The sequence below is a fragment of the Parachlamydia sp. AcF125 genome (assembly GCF_018342475.1).
Lineage (GTDB): Bacteria > Chlamydiota > Chlamydiia > Chlamydiales > Parachlamydiaceae > Parachlamydia.
Map to the genome: position 1 here is coordinate 739,643 of NZ_JAEMUD010000001.1, position 15,587 is coordinate 755,229.

Genomic DNA, 15,587 nt, shown 5'->3' on the forward strand with positions numbered 1-15,587 from the left:
ATGTCTTTAAAGTGTGTGGTAATAGGTGGAGGAGCTGCCGGGTTTTTTGGGGCAATTGCCTGTGCGCAAAAAAATCCTTTAGCACAAGTGACCATTTTGGAAAAAACCAGGCAAGTTTTAGCTAAGGTGCGTATCTCGGGTGGGGGGAGATGCAATGTGACTCATGCCTGTTTCGACCCTGCCCAACTTGTTAAAAATTATCCTCGGGGGAACAAAGCTCTATTAGGTCCTTTTCATCGCTTTCAACCTAGAGATACGATTGAGTGGTTTGAGAAACGGGGGGTAATGTTAAAAACAGAGGAAGATGGGCGAATGTTTCCTCTTACAGATAGTTCTCAAACAATTATTGAGTGTTTAATGCAAGCAGCTCGCAAAGCCAAAGTGGAGATTAAATTGGAAGCGGGTATTGTCCGGATAGAGCGTGAGGCAGGGCAATTTAAGCTATTTTTAGGCGATGGGGAATGCCATTATGCGGATCGCCTTTTGCTGGCAACGGGCAGCCATCCTTTAGCGTTTCAATGGGCAGCTGCGTTGGGGCATACGATTGTTCCTCCTGTGCCTTCCTTATTCACTTTCAATATACAAAATTTTTCGCTTAAAGAATTGGCAGGGGTTTCAGTGGAACAGGCCGAAGCCAAAATAGAAGGCACTGCCCTTGCGCAATCGGGCCCACTTTTAATTACCCACTGGGGTTTTAGTGGGCCTGCTGCTCTCAAGCTTTCTGCATGGGGAGCTCGAGATCTCCATCAAAAGGGTTATAAAGGCACTCTTGTAATTAATTGGATTCCTCAATTTTTAGCAGACCGGGCCCTTTCAACCCTGCAGCAGGGGCGCAAAAAGCTTGCGCGTCGGTCTTTAGGATCAGAAAATCCTTTCTCTTTGCCCCGCCAATTATGGAAAGCCTTGCTGATACGTGCCGAGATCGAAGCAGAAAAAAAATGGGTGAACCTAGATAATGCCAGCCTAAATCGGCTTGTGCAACGTCTTCAAGAGGATCGCTATCTTATTGAAGGGAAAAGCACTTATAAGCAAGAATTTGTCACCTGTGGAGGAGTTCACCTGGACGAAATTAATTTTAAAGCCATGGAAAGTCGCCTATGCCCGCATCTCTATTTTGCGGGAGAGATTTTGGATATCGATGGGGTGACGGGTGGTTTTAACTTTCAAAATGCTTGGACAACTTCCTGGTTAGCGGGTCAAGCGATGGCAATTGAGGAATAAAGATGCGAATTATTGCAGGCTTACATAAAAATCGTCAGATTCTAGCCCCAAAAGGGGATAAAACGCGTCCCACTTCTAATCAATTGCGCGCGGCTTTATTCAACATCTGTCAGTTATATATTGAAGATGCGCATTTTTTAGATTTATTTGCCGGCTCGGGAGCGATAGGATTGGAGGCTTTAAGTCGGGGGGCTAAAAAAGTGGTCTTTGTTGACAACCAGCGAGAGAGTATTCAATGTATTCAACACAATCTTGCCAATCTTAAGGAAGAGGCCCGTGGCCAGGTTTTTTTTAATGATGCTTTTGACTACTTAAAAGAATCGGCTGTCTGTCATGAGAAATTTGATATTATTTATGCAGATCCTCCTTATGATTCCTGTTTGATAAAAAAAGGGGAAGCCTTAGGGTTTAGTGAAAAAATTTTGCAAATGGTGAATGAAAAGAGCTTGCTGCGCATAGGGGGGCTTCTTTTTTTAGAAGATTCGCGCGCTTCTCTAGCAGAAGTGGAAGCATATGGTTCCCTTCGCCTCCGAAGTGCTCGACAATTTGGCCACTCAAAGCTTCTAGAATATCAAAACTTCTTAGAAGGCTAAAAAAGACCTTTGGTTACTCTTTTTGGTAGTTCATAGTGGACAGAATGCGCTTTTTTTTGCTATTCTTCCCCTTTTACTCACGTTACGTATTTCACGTTCAATTTAATATAGAAGGAAGCATATCGCGATGGAAAAACAAAAACGATGGCAATTATATTTGATCATAGCGGTTATTGTTCTGACTCTCTACAATATTTTACCGACAGTTTTCTATTATAGCAAACCCTTGTCGAGCCCCATCGATGCTCCAAGGGCGCACGATGTGGCAGTGTCGATTGTAGACAGAGTCAATGCCCTTGAAGATCAATCCAGAGAATGGTTGAAATCATTCTCTAAGCTGCTTGGAATAAAACCTGAATATATTGAATTGAATGCAGAGGACCCTCGCTTATTTCGCGTGGGGTTTAAAAGTCCTCAAGATGCAGAGCTTTTTAAAAGGTTTTTGCCTCAAGCTGGATCCCTCATTGGATTTGTACCCGCCCAACTCAGCCTTTATCCTGGAGCTTCTTTAAATGGGGCTCAAGAAGTATTAGTGGCACGCCAAATTGGGGTGCATCTTGACCCAAGTGAAGTAGACCAACTCTTCAAATTTATTCCCAAATATCAACCCGACGGAACCCTTTCAAACACCTACCGAGATCTGGTGTATGATCGCGCAGCATTGATTGCTCATAGCTTTGCGGGCCCTAGTGAAGCTGGTACGATTGTAAAAGCGATTGTTAAAAATCCAACCAGCCCAGAAGTAGAAGAAAGAATTCTAGCTTTAGCGCGCGAAATTGGGGATATTGATCAATCATTTGCCCAAGAAAGCGGGATTGCCAAAAGATTATTTGCTAGTTTTATGCAAGTGAATGGCGAAAATCCAAAAGAGCTTGCTCAGAAATTTTTAGCTAAAGTTGAAAATTTAAAAACTAAGGTTGAGGCTCGTCGTGAAGCTTTAATTTTAGAGCAAAAAAAGAAAACAGATAGCGGCGAATTTTTAGGTGAAGCAAAAGAACAGGAACTAGCCGCTCTAGGTAACCAAAAACAAACCTTAGAAACCGCTGCTCATGTGCTGCGCAATCGAAGCGCAGAATTTAATGCTAGCCTTTCTCCTCTTTCTTTAGAAGAAATCCAAAAAACATTGGCGACTACTCCTTTAAACCCAAAAAATGCTCTGCAAACCATTAGTTTGCAAGGTCGCAATCCTTTTGTCGATTCCCTTTTAATTGATTGGGGAAATGATCGGATTTCTATTAAATTTTACGAGGATGTGCAAAAAAATCGAGAGGCTGATCCAAAGAACGAAAGTTTAGTTTATCTCAAAAATAAGCTAAATCACTTTATCGTCAATAATATCGCCTTAGCTTCTCGTTTAGCAGATGAAACCATTTCTCCTGATGCGGAGACTTTTTCAATTAACTTGAATCAATTGACGAATGCGCAAAGTTTCTTAACTTTTGATTTAGGCTCTTTAGCAAACAAGCAAATTCATCAAGTGATTCACCAGTTAAACCAAACTTGGGTGCCACAGCATCCCGACCTTGTAAGGGAAAATTATCCTATTAATCTGTTCGATGCTTTCAAAAAGCTTCCCGCACAAGACCAAAAATTGGGATTGGTGGTCTATGCACCCGCGATGTATGCAGAAGCTCCTCCTCAAGGGTTCAATATGGGATCATTATATGTGATTGCCAAAGGATTGGATACGATTATACAAACATATCGGGATAATCCCAAATCTACGGATAGCGAATTGCTTATCCATAACATCAATCAATTGAACGATCTGTTGCGCAAAAATGGGTTTATTGGTTATCCAGGCTCTTCTTACGACATGGGGGCCGAATTTAGCAAAGACTTTATCTTTGAATTGCAGGGCTACTACCAACCACTTTTAACGGCTACGCGAGAAGATTTTAGGGTTAAAGGAAGCAAGAAAATGGCTGTATTAGATTTCACAGATGTGGAGCAGCGCATTTTAACGCAGAATAAAATCGGCGACCGTATCCAAGAAGATTTGTTAAAGTGGGTGGAAGATTATAATGCTGCTCAGGTAGATCTAGACGTGACCCGTAAATATCTCATTCCAGCTCCTACAAGAAATCCTTACTGGGAAAACTTTAAACTTAGCGTTGTAAAGTATTTCAGGGGAGACGATCGTAAAAATTTAAAATGGGGGCTAGATCTTTCCGGTGGTAAAACCGTTCGGATTGGATTACGAGATCACAACAATCGACCTGTGACTAACCCAGAGGATTTAAAGCAAGCGACAAATGAATTGTATACGCGGATTAACAAAATGGGCGTTTCAGAGCGTACCATTCGGGTTGAAAATAGCCATATCATTCTAGATTTTCCAGGATCTCAGGCCCTTTCGGCATCGGAGTTAGTGCAGGCCTCTGCCATGTATTTTCACATTGTGAATGAAAAATTCAGTCCCAATAATCCTGCCTTAAAAGATACTGTCAACCAGTTCTTGCAAGGTGTTTGGAATGAAGCAGTGGTGACTAACCGCAAAGATGCCCAAGGGGTGAATGAGATTGCTTGGAGACATTTAGGGGGCGATGGCCAACACACGTTTCCGCGCGGTGAAGCCGCTCGTGTTCTTTACGAGAATGGCTTACGCCTCCCTTCGCCAGAGGATACCACGGCTAGCAATGCTTTTAATGATACCTTGTCGGCTATTGCGATTATGCGTGGGGATGATTACTCCGAATGGGAAGGGCAATCCACCCCCTTGCTTATTGTTTTCCGCAATTATGCGCTGGAAGGCTCTAGCTTAACAAATGTTCAAGTGGGATATGACCCCACCCAAGGTAACATTCTGAGTTTTGGGGTGAAAGGCTCTTACGACGGCAATAAGATGGCAGGAAATCCGCGTGATAATTTCTATGCTTGGACTTCACAGTTTGCAGAAGATAAAATTCTGGGAACCCCGAAAGAAAACTACTCCCATGGAAGAGGGTGGAGAATGGCTGTCATTCTTAACCAAAAAGTGATTAGCCAGCCAGGCCTACGCGCAGCTCTAAGAGATGGCGCAACCATTAGTGGTCGTTTTTCACAGCGTGAAATCAACCAACTAGCCGCTGATCTTAAAGCGGGTTCTTTGAGCTTTACTCCTTATGTTCTTTCAGAGCAAAATGTAAGCGCTGAATTAGGAACCCAAGAAAGAGTTCGTGGGATTGGAGCCTCTTTAGTGGCCTTAACACTGGTGGTGATTGCCATGGTGGGTTACTACCGATTTGCTGGATTTGTGGCTTCTTGTGCCGTATTGCTAAACATTTTAATTATGTGGGGCGTCTTGCAAAACATCGGTGCAGCTTTAACATTGCCTGGAATTGCAGGAATTGTCTTGACAATCGGTATGGCAGTCGATGCAAACGTCTTGGTGTTTGAAAGAATACGGGAAGAGTTCAAGATTTCGGGGCGTATTGGCTCCGCTATCCAAGCTGGATATCGCAAAGCATTTAGTGCGATTGTGGATTCTAACGTGACCACCATCCTTGCAGCTTTAGTCCTTATTCAGTTTGATTCAGGACCTATCAAAGGCTTTGCCATCACTTTGATCATAGGAATTATTTCTTCTATGTTTACCGCCTTGTTCATGACCCGCTATTTCTTCGCAGGCTGGGTCAAAAAACCCCATAATAAATCTCTCACTATGTCTGAATTTATTGGGAAAACGCAGTTTGATTTCATTGGGCAGACGAAAAAAGCAGTCATGCTTTCAGTCATTGTCATGTTGATCGGAGGCTATTTGTTTATTGCACAGAAAAATACGATTTTTGGGATGGATTTCACGGGCGGATATTCGTTGAACTTAGAGGTGCAAGAAAAAGCAGATCATCCATCCTATCGCCAGGAGGTGACGAACAGCTTATTGGCGGCAGGTGCGAGTGTGACAGATGTGCAAGTACAAGAATTGAGCAAACCAAATCAATTGAGAATCCAATTAGGCATGGGGATGGAAGAGCAGGGGCATCCTTTCTACCAGCTTCCTGAAGTTTCCAATGAGGAGGGGGGGCTTTATGAATACCAGACCAATCCTCGGATTGTCTGGTTAGTCAGCGCCCTTGAGGAAGGGGGAATCTCTCTTCCCAAAGATCAATTGGAAAGCCTTAACAGAAACTGGACTGTCATGAGTGGCCAGCTCTCAGAAGCGATGCGAGATAATGCGTTGATTGGTTTGGCTATTGCTCTAGCAGGTATTTTGATTTACATTACTTTACGTTTTGAATTCAAATACGCCATCGGAGCGGTGATTGCTTTAGCCCACGATGTGATCCTGACCTTGGGAATCGTCGCTTTGTTTCATAAGCTAGGCTTCCCTGTGCAGATTGACTTAGAAGCGGTGGGTGCTATCATGACAATTATTGGGTACTCTTTGAATGATACCATTATTGTTTTTGACCGCATTCGTGAAGATGTTAAAATTTATCGCAAAATGTCCTTCCGCGAGATTTTAAACCATTCAATCAATGTGACATTGAGCCGTACAATGATGACGTCAGGCACTACTCTGCTTGTCTTGTTAGCATTGGTTTTGTTAGGCGGTCCATCCATTTTCGGCTTCTCGTTAGTGATGACTATTGGGGTGATAGTCGGTACTCTCTCCTCACTATTCATTGCAGGACCTGTCATGCTCTATTTTCACAATAGGGAACTGGCCCAACAACAAAAAGAGCAAGTTGGATATCGAAAAGTTTAGTTTAAATTTTCGATCTTACGGATACAACAATTCCCTGGGACCATTCCCGGGGATTTTTTTTGTAAACGGAATCCCTCTAGAATTGGTGGTTGAATTTTATCCTGCGATGATTTCTCACCAATTTGATTGGATTTATGCGATGAAAGATTGACAAACAGGGATTTACCTCTGTATAAGTATACCTTTGGAAATTGCTTCTCATTCTAAAAATCCTATCAATCCTAATCAATTTGCACAATTGTGGTTCCTCTCCATATCTCCAGGATTAACGCTGGAAATATGTTCCCAAGAGAGGGAGAAGTAACTATTTTTATCATCTAGAATGGAGTGATTGCATGCTTTCTTGGCACAATGAAACAGCCGATCTTGTCTGGATTTATCCGCAAGAAAATGCTGAATTGGCTGAAAAAATTGTCAAAGAGTTTAAAATTCATCCAGTCGTTGCCCAGGTTTTTGTCTCCCGAGGTTTTACCACTGTCGAGCAAATACACACTTTTTTATATGGGAGATTGCCCGATTTATGTGACCCCTTTTTAATGGGAGAGATGCCCCAAGCAGTTCAACGGATTGCAAAGGCTATCGAAAATGGAGAAGGTATTTTGATTTATGGGGATAACGATGTCGATGGAATGACTGGTACAGCTCTTTTAACAGAGTTTTTTCGTTATATCGGCGCCAATGTCTTTTTTTATGTCTCTAATCGCGGCGCGCACCGTGGTAGCTTGATTGTAGAGGCCCTCGAATATGCTTTAAAAAATGAATGCAAACTGTTAATCACGGTAGATTGTGGCATTACTGCGGCAGGAGAAATTGCAAAGGTTGTCGAAAATCATATTGATGTGATTATTACAGATCATCATGCGCCCACAGACAAAATTCCAAATTGCATCGCCACTTTAAATCCTAAGCTTGTCAACAATTCTTATCCTAACCAAGATATCACAGGAGTGGGGGTGGCTTTCAAGCTAGCTCATGCTGTGACAGAACATTTAACCTCAGAAGGAAAAATTCCGCCTAAAAAGGTGGATCTTAAACGCTATCTCGATCTTGTGGCGTTGGGCACCATTTCTGATATGGGAACGCTGCAAGGGGAAAACCGGATTTTGGTTAGCTATGGATTGCAAGAATTGGCAAAAAGAAAACGTTTGGGGCTATCGAAGCTGATGTCTATCTCCGATGTCGATTTAAATGACCTTTCCACCTTCACAATTGCTTCGAAAGTTGCCCCCCGTTTGAATAGTTTGGGAAGAATCGATGATCCTCAAAAAGGGGTTCAAATGCTTTTAATTCGGAATGCTGCCGCGGCAGAAAAAATGGCGATAGAGCTCGATCTCAATAACATTGAGCGGCAGCGTATCGAAAGGGCTATGGCGGTAGATATTGAGAGTAAGCTGCTCACCCATCCGGAAATCTTATCCAAAAAAGCTATCGTCATGCATTCTGAAAATTGGCATCCAGGAGTGATTGCGATTTTATCGACACGCATTGCAAAGTTTTATAATCGCCCCACTGTCATCATGGCGTGTGATGACAAAGTCGCCAAAGGATCTTTGCGTTCCATCCCGGAGTTTCCTCTATTGCCTATTTTAGATCAATGTTCCGACATTTTAGTCAACTATGGAGGACATGATTTTGCGGCAGGCGTCACCTTAAAATTGGAGCATATCGAAGAGTTTAAACGGCGCTTCATTGAAACGGCTGAAGCAACCCTAAAAGATAGCGATGTCTTAACAAAATTAAGACTAGATGCCAAAATTAACTTTGATGAGCTTACCTTTGATTTTATGGAATCCTTAAAGTTGCTCGAGCCTTACGGAAATGGAAATTCTCAGCCGATCCTTTATTGTGATGCTAAGCAGGCCTTTCCTCCAAAAGTTCTCAAAAAAGCTCACCTTAAGCTTTATTTAGTTCAGGGGGAAGGAGACAGGATGCTCGAGGGAATTGCCCTTGGAAAAGCTGCCCAGAGTCCCTTATTACGCAAAAAGGATCTCATTTTGCGAATTGCCTTCACTCCGCAAATCAACAATTACCAAGGGCAGAGCATTCAATTGATGATTCGAGATTTTCAAATTTTAGGAAATTCCCAAGATGTAGACCCTCTTCCTCCGATTCTCTAAATAGAGCAATCTAAGTGGCAAAAGCTGATAAGTATCTCTTAGCTACTTGCTCTATTGATGGGTAGCTTAATGAGCGGAAGTTTGCCCAATTCCCGAGCGATAGGGTTGCTCATCAAGAACTTATCTTAAAAAGTTAAAATTTATGTTAAAAAAGACATTTTGCTGTTTCTAATCTCGTTTGTAGTGCATGATAGTTTCGTTCCGATTGTGCATTTATTTAGAGAATTTAAATGTTTTATCCAGAGTTATTGACCACTCTTAAAACTTACTCGACCGAACAGCTGGCTCGAGATTTTACGGCGGGAATGATCGTCGGGATTGTGGCGCTGCCTTTAGCGATTGCTTTTGGAATTGCCAGCGGTGTGACCCCCGAGCAAGGAATTGTGACTGCTATTATCGCAGGCTTTTTGATCTCTGCTTTAGGAGGGAGCCGAGTTCAAATTGGAGGGCCCACGGGGGCTTTCGTCATTATTGTCTATGAAATAGTGGAAAAATTTGGTTTTGAAGGATTAGCGGTTGCCACCATCCTAGCTGGCTTAATCATGATTGGCATGGGGCTTGCAAAGCTTGGCACGTGGATCCGATTTATTCCATTGCCTGTAGTCATCGGATTTACCAGCGGGATTGCCGTCGTCATTTTTTCCTCTCAAATGCGAGACTTTTTTGGGCTACAGATGACCCGGATCCCCAGCGAATTTCTGGGCAAATGGATGGCGTATGCCCATTCGAGTAGTTCCTTCAACGTATATGCCTGCGGAATAGCGATTCTCACGCTCCTCATTTCGATTTTTACCCCTCGTTTTTTTCCAAAGATCCCGGGAGCGTTTTTAGCGTTGGCCTTTGTGACAGCCCTGACTTATTTTTTAAGCCTTCCTGTCGAAACGATCCAGGATCGGTTTGGGGATTTAAAAATGGCGATTCCTGCTCCTCAAATCCCAAGCTATGACTGGACAAGAATAGAGGATATCATGCCTTCTGCTATCACCATTGCGGTTTTAGGGGCTATTGAAGCTTTATTAAGCGCCGTTATTGCCGATGGGATGATTGGAGGAAAGCACCGTCCTAATTCGGAATTAATTGCGCAAGGGATTGCCAATGTTCTCACCCCCTTTTTTAGAGGGATTCCCGCCACAGGCGCGATTGCGCGCACGGCTACTAATATTCGCAATGGGGGGCAAACGCCAATAGCGGGTATTGTACATGCTTTAACCCTATTAGGAATTGTGGGATTTGCAGCTCCTTTAGTGGGATTGATCCCCATGGCATCTTTAGCAGGAATTTTAGTATTAGTGGCTTATAACATGAGCGAATGGAGAGAATTTAAAGCCCTTCTCTCTGCTCCTAAAGCAGATCGACTTGTGCTTCTGACAACATTTTTCGGCACGGTTTTTTTTGATTTAATCATTGCCATTCAAGCAGGAATTGCTTTATCAGCTTTTTTATTTATGAAAAAAATGAGCGAAGTCTCCGACATCAAAAAATTTCAACACCAACTCCATGATCAGGCGGATCCAGACACGTTTTATTTTCTAAATGCAATGCGCCACGTGCAAATTCCAGAAAATGTGCAAATATTTGAGTTAAATGGGGCTTTTTTCTTTGGGGCGGCAGGTAAGTTTGAAGATGTTTTTATGACATTCTTGGAAAATAAAAAATTTATCATTTTTAGGATGAATCAGATCGTCCTATTAGATGCCACCGGACTCCATACCATTGCGCGTTTAGCGCAGGCCGCTCAAAAGCATGGGAATCAGCTGATCCTTTCCGAGCTTACCCCTAGTTGTAAAAAAGAAATGCAGATTTCAGGAATCTTAAATAAAATTGGGGAAGCCAATCTTTTTGATTTTCTTCCCGCAGCTATTCAGGCAACCAGACAATCAGCTTAAATTGAGGAGAAGTTGTTTTGCGACTCAAAAAAATAGAAATTACAGGATTTAAATCGTTTGCCGATAAAACCACCTTAGAATTCCATGAGGGGATTACGGCAATTGTAGGACCCAATGGTTGCGGGAAATCCAATACAGCCGACGCCTTTCGGTGGGTACTTGGCGAGCAGTCTGCCAAGTCGTTGCGCGGTGGAAAAATGCACGATGTGATCTTTGCGGGAGCTTCTCAGCGCAAGCCTCTTAACATGGCTGAGGTAACCCTTACCCTGACAGATAACCGAGGCGAGCTTCCTATCGATTATCACGAAGTTTCGGTGACGCGTCGCCTGTTTCGCAATGGGGAATCGGTTTATCTGATTAATGGAAATCCCGTGCGTTTAAAAGACGTCCAAAACCTTTTTTTAGGTTCGGGCGTGGGAAAAAACTCTTTTTCCATGTTTGAACAAGGAAAGCTCGACCAGGTCATTAATTATAGCCCTCAAGAAAGGCGTTTTATTTTTGACAGTGCGGCAGATATCGGGCCTTTTCTTCAGAGGAAAGCTGAAGCGCTTAAGAAGTTACAGCAATCCGAAGGAAATATCACGCGTATTAAAGATATTCACCTTGAAGTCGAAAAGCAGATCACGGTTTTACAGGAGCAAGCTGAAAAAGCGCGTATTTTTAAGGAGAATAAAGCCAAGCTCGAATCTTTCGAAAAAATGGTCCTGCTCATGCGTTGGGATACCCTAGAAGCTAAATTAGAATCACACAAGAAAAAGGAGCAAGGGCATAAAGAGCACTGGGAGATACAGGTAAAGGAAGCCTCATTGCTCCATGACAAATACAAAGAAGCAAAAGTTGCCCTTGAGCAAGAGGAAAAAGTTTTTCAAAGTCGAAAAGAAGAGGTTTATAAAACTCAAAGTGAAAAAGAGATCAAATCTCAAGAAATGCGTTCAAATGAAGAACGTTTGAGAGATCTTCTGGAAAAAGAAAAGAAATGGAAACGGGAGCTTGAAGCCATTATTGAAAAAAGACAGTTTCATCAGGCCGAATCTGAAAGCTTGCACAAACAGCTATCTACACTAGATGCAGAGCAAAAAGATTGGGAAAAAAAGCGGGAAGCCCAATTGCAAAAAGTGCATTCCATGGATGAAATTTTGAGAAAAAAAAGAGAAGAATGCCAAGAAAAACAAAGAGAGCTTCTCCGTCTCATTCAGCAAGAGAACCAGTATGAAAGCGATTTAAAGCAAAACCGCTTGCGCTTAGAGACGAACGTAGAGCGCTCGGAACAGCTTCAAGAGCGTAAAACTAAACTTTCACAAACTATCGAGCAGTATGCTGAGCAAGCTGCTATGCGCAAAAAAGAGGTGGAAGAATACTCGGATGCCATTGATCGGCAGCGTGAGCTTTTCAATGCGTTAGAAAACCAACTTCAGGAATTGGTCCAAGAGATTGAAAAAGGGCAGCGGCATCTCAGCGAATTAGAAAAAGAGATGGCGGAAGGGAATGCTCGGCAAAAAGTTTTACAGCGCATGAGAGAGGACTTAGAAGGTTTTTCGGCAGGAAGTAAAAAGCTTTTACAAGAATCGGCAAATGTAAAAAGTTCTCTTCACAAAAAAATTCAGGCTCTCTACGAACGTATAGAAGCTCATCCCGAACCGGCTAAAGCTTTTGCTGCTGTGATGCGTCCCTACGCCCAGACATTGGTAGTAGAAAGTCGAAAGGACTTATCAGAGGTGATGACTTTTATTCTCAAACATCAGCTTAAAGACGTCTCCCTCTTATGCTTAGAAAGCATTTCGACAACTCTTCCAAACCATTTTTTTGCAGATCTGAAAGTTTGCGATACGACCGAATCCGCCATGCAATTACTGCTAGAAAAGCAAGCCATACAGATCTTAACGGAAGAAGAAAGCTTTGTGGATCATCGAAAAGTCATTTTTTTTGGTTTTCACAAAGAAAACAATCCTTTTGCGCGCGAAGCAGAACTCAAAACCCTAGAAAAAAAACTTCAGGAGCTTGAAAAGTCCCTTAAGCTTCAAGAAGAGCAGCTGGCAGAATTGTCTGCAAAGAAATCGAAATTGCAAGTGGAAAGAATGGAATTAGATAAAGGCATTCGAAAAGATGAAATGAAATTGATGGAAAGCAATTTCTCGCTGCAACGTTTGCTGGGGGATTTGGAAAAAACTAAAAGCGAAAGGGCCCAAGTGGAAGCGGACTTGCGCCATTTAAAACAGGCTCATGAAGAACTTATCGTTTTAACGGAAGGTTTAGAAACAAAATTAAAAATCGCCCGCACCCAGGTTCAGAGCAATCAAGGAACGATTGCTGCCTTATCTGAACAGGTGGAAAAAGAATCCCAACAGCTTAAACAAGAACAAAATGAGTTTCAATCTACTGAAGCTCAATTTCGCCAGGTAGTAGATGAATCTCGCAAAGTTAACCATGCTTTACATGTGTTAGAAGTTAAAAATAAAGAAGGACATGAGCAGCAAGCACGCTTAGAAGAAGAGCTGGAAATAAGCCAAGAGCAACAAGCTCAGTTTGAGCAGAAGGGAGCTGAATATGGGGTCTTAATAAAGACAGTTGAAGCAAACCTGGAGAAGGTCGTTGAAGCGTGTTCCGAATTAGAACAAAAAGTGGCGACTAAAAAAATGCGCCTTGAACAAATGGAGAGCCAGATGGCTCAATTAAATCAACAGCTCAAAGAGCAAGAAAAAGCTTTTTATCAGCTGGAAACACAAGCTGCACAAACCCAGGCGCAGCGCGAAAATATTCGCGAGGAATTGCTGGAACGTTATCATTTGACCGTGGAAGAAGCCCGCAGTCAGGTGACCCAGAAGGAAAATTCGTTAGAGCAAGCAGAAAAAACGTTGAGGGGCTTGCGCCAAGAGATCGAGTCTGCTGGAGACATTAATCTTACCTCCATTGAAGAATATTCTAAGTACCAAGCACGCTATCAATTTTTGAATGAACAGATTGATGATCTGGAAGTCTCAAAGACCGAATTAAGGGAGATTATTGAGCAATTGGATGGAGAAAGTCGCAAAATTTTTAAAGAAGTTTTCGAAAAAATTCGCGCCAATTTTCAAAAGAACTTTCAAATTTTGTTTGTAGGGGGTGAAGCTGATTTGCAGTTTACCGATACGGACGATGTTTTAGAAGCCGGAATTGAAATTATAGCAAAACCTCCAGGCAAGCAAATGCGCTCCATTAACTTACTATCGGGAGGGGAAAAATGTTTAACAGCGGTAGCCTTGTTATTTGCGATTTTTGAAGTGAAGTCAGCGCCCTTTTGTATTTTGGATGAGATCGATGCCCCGCTAGATGATTCCAACGTTGAGCGCTTTGTGAATGTAGTGAAGGAATTCGTGGATCGTTGCCAATTTATCATTATTACGCATAATAAGCGGACAATGGCCATTGCAGACCGGTTGTTTGGTGTGTCGATGGAAGAGAAAGGGGTTTCAAAACTGCTTTCCATTGAATTTAGCCAGGCGGAAAACCATGAAATGGACATTGTATCCGTGTAAGGATGTGGCTGAAAAAAGCCCCCTAAACCCCTTCTTTAAGAGGATGATGAGGTTTCTAACAAGCTTTCAATTTTTTTTGCTAAAAATTCAGGATTTGTTAATTCCTCATTATGCCCTTCAGGAATCCCAATAAACACCTTATTTTTTGTTGGGCATGCTTTATCATCCAATAAAGCTTTAGCTAAAGAAGCTTGGGCAGCTATGATCCCATCATTAATCACTTTAGAGCTATCCTTTATTTCTTCATATTGGGAAACCTTTGCCGTCTGTAGGATAATTTCGGGAGCTTGAAGCTTTTTAGAAACTTTAGCAGAATCCATGTTCCATCCAAAGATTTTTACCAAAAAAGCGAGTAGCCTGTTTGTAAGAGTGGCAGCGGTTTTATACAGCGTAGAAAAGCTTCTTCCTTTTACAAAGACGTATTTAACCTCTTTCTTTAGGGGGTGTTTTTTCAGCGCATCACTTTGCACGCCAGCGCCAATAGAGTAGGAATATCCAATAATTTCTTTGGCTCCTATCCCGTTTTCCTGATCTTCCAGGAAATTAAGCATCGCGCGATAGGCTTTTTCCATGGCTTTTCTGTTGGGCCAACCGGTACTAGCCCCTACTCCCGGGTAGTTAAAGACAAGGGCATTGCTCTTAAGTTCACCCAACATGTCTGTAAAACTCTTGCTAAAAAACTGTTCTTCATAAAATTGCGCATTCCCCAGAGAGCTCAAAACCCACCTGCCATTATTCAAAGTAGAGGCTGTGCCTGCAATCATCGCGTCTATTTTATATCCATCCACTTGGATGGTTATGCGCTTAAATTTCCATTTATCAGTAAGTGGGATGTGTGAGCGCACAGAGTTAGCATAGTTCTTAGAATATCGAAGAAGTTGAGGGCTTGAAGAAGGCACTAAAGCGATTTTTCCCATGAAATTATGAAGGAGTTGGTGAATTCCTAGGGGGAAAAAAAGGATGGCAAATATTTGCTTAGCGATTCTAACAATTTTATTTTCAGAACTCCAAGTGTAGTGGACAGGTAAAGAGCGAGTTTGGGTTAAATCTTGGCGTGTCCTTTCCACGTAATCAGGTTGCTCATAAAATGCTTTTCTTCCACCCAAAAGTTTCTTGAAAGAGGTTGAAGGAAGAGAATGATAAGGGGATTTTTCAGAAGAAATTCTTAAAAAAGATGCAGAGGCGGTAGCCATTATTAAACTCCCAATAAGACAAGCTTAATATTAAAATTAAAAATTATATGGTTATTTGTAAAATATTTCCAGAATTTTTATTCCTGAACTAAGGTTTAAAAAAGTTTTTTAGGTATCAACCGATAAAGAGAGCACTCCCTTAACAAAATTTGCTTCAAGGAGGTAATGAGGAGAAAAAGGAATTGCCTCCAGAGGAGGAAGTCACGCTACCCTACAGGGGAAGAGTTAAAAGGTATGGCAAAGCAAAGAGCTTATGGCAGGCTTAAAATACAGAAGGCTTAAATCACAGGAAGAAAAAGAGCTCTCACCCTATGAGGAAAAAAGCTTTTCACAAAAAGCATAGAAAAAGGGGCGCAGGCCGTAAGTGTCATTAAG

Annotated in this window: 7 protein-coding genes; 6 read left to right on the top strand and 1 reads right to left on the bottom strand. The window is 42.2% G+C overall.

The annotated features are described in order from the left end of the window. The 6 genes from PARA125_RS02995 to PARA125_RS03020 all read left to right on the top strand — a co-directional run bounded on the left by PARA125_RS02995 (position 1) and on the right by PARA125_RS03020 (position 14,019). Positions 1-1,221, top strand: a complete 1,221-nt coding sequence (locus PARA125_RS02995; RefSeq protein WP_213157229.1) for a BaiN/RdsA family NAD(P)/FAD-dependent oxidoreductase — start codon at positions 1-3, stop codon at positions 1,219-1,221. A 2-nt stretch (positions 1,222-1,223) separates the two neighbouring features. Continuing rightward, positions 1,224-1,814, top strand: coding sequence for a 16S rRNA (guanine(966)-N(2))-methyltransferase RsmD (gene rsmD / locus PARA125_RS03000; protein ID WP_213157230.1), 591 nt, complete (start codon positions 1,224-1,226; stop codon positions 1,812-1,814). Positions 1,815-1,941: 127 nt separating this feature from the next. Beyond that, positions 1,942-6,504: a protein translocase subunit SecD gene (secD, locus tag PARA125_RS03005; protein WP_213157231.1), complete on the top strand. Its 4,563-nt coding sequence runs from the start codon at positions 1,942-1,944 to the stop codon at positions 6,502-6,504. 335 nt (positions 6,505-6,839) lie between these two features. Next, on the top strand, positions 6,840-8,621 hold the full coding sequence (gene recJ / locus PARA125_RS03010; RefSeq protein WP_213157232.1) for a single-stranded-DNA-specific exonuclease RecJ: 1,782 nt from the start codon (positions 6,840-6,842) through the stop codon (positions 8,619-8,621). 230 nt (positions 8,622-8,851) lie between these two features. Further along, positions 8,852-10,507: a SulP family inorganic anion transporter gene (locus PARA125_RS03015; RefSeq protein WP_213157233.1), complete on the top strand. Its 1,656-nt coding sequence runs from the start codon at positions 8,852-8,854 to the stop codon at positions 10,505-10,507. 17 nt (positions 10,508-10,524) lie between these two features. Next, positions 10,525-14,019, top strand: a complete 3,495-nt coding sequence (locus PARA125_RS03020; RefSeq protein ID WP_213157234.1) for a coiled-coil domain-containing protein — start codon at positions 10,525-10,527, stop codon at positions 14,017-14,019. A 35-nt stretch (positions 14,020-14,054) separates the two neighbouring features. Here PARA125_RS03020 and PARA125_RS03025 read toward each other — a convergent pair whose 3' ends face one another. Further along, entirely contained in the window at positions 14,055-15,212 is a 1,158-nt protein-coding gene (locus PARA125_RS03025) for a CPn0927/CPn0928 family alpha/beta hydrolase fold protein (RefSeq protein ID WP_213157235.1), read from the bottom strand. Between the last annotated feature and the right edge of the window lie 375 nt (positions 15,213-15,587).